The following is a 711-nucleotide window of genomic DNA, read 5'->3' as shown; positions in this document are numbered from 1 at the left end:
CTGATGGCCAGATCTTTACGCAAGGCAGTGAGGTCCTCACCGCTTAAGTACCGGTCAATAGCCAGCGCCGCCCGGAGGTTCCGCATTAGCTGGCGGTTCTCTTTCTTCATACCGGCCATCGGCAGCAGGACTCCTTTTTGCCAGAAGAATTGCAGGATGGCGCGAATGCCCCGGTGGGTCTGGGGGAACAGGACGCAAAGCCTGGGAGTGTCCAGAATGGCATCCTGGGCATAGGCCTCTTCCACCAGGCGGGCCAGGCGGCCCCTCTGGAGAGCCACCGTCCCAAATTCGGCCATCAGATCAATGTCTTCCTCGGCCACCACCGTTAGACTGACCAGCTTCTCCGGCTGGTTGGACCGGGAGCTCTTCTTGTGGTTCTCCCGGCCAGAGATGGCCGGAAAAATGATCTGGCCTAGCGTCCGGGTCAGCAGATTTCGCTCCAGGTACTCCAAAACGTCTCGCGCCGCCAGGACGGCCTCTTCCAGGGGCACCTCCCGCCTGGTCCTGATCTCGCTGACCAGGTAATTGAACAGCCCTTTGGCCTCCAGGGAGGCCGCCTGGGTAAGAATACGCTGGCGGAAAAAGGCTGGGCGACCCACGGCTTAAACCCTCGCTTGTCCAAGTTTTTCCTAAAGGTTTCGCCACGCCGGCCTTTTTTCCTGCTGGCCAGAAGCCTAATCTAAGCCGGGTAAGTATTGCCAGGTTCCGCCC

At 59.8% G+C, this 711-nt stretch carries 1 protein-coding gene; it reads right to left on the bottom strand.

Going from position 1 to position 711, the window contains the following annotated elements:
- The coding region (locus MOMUL_RS15230) for a DUF1670 domain-containing protein (protein WP_153018471.1) at positions 1-599 on the bottom strand (599 nt) is incomplete at its 3' end.
- Between the last annotated feature and the right edge of the window lie 112 nt (positions 600-711).

Source organism: Moorella mulderi DSM 14980 (assembly GCF_001594015.1).
In the GTDB taxonomy this organism is placed as follows: domain Bacteria; phylum Bacillota; class DSM-521; order Neomoorellales; family Neomoorellaceae; genus Neomoorella; species Neomoorella mulderi.
The sequence above is the reverse complement of the archived record's forward strand: the minus strand, read 5'-3'. Positions and strand labels throughout refer to the sequence as shown.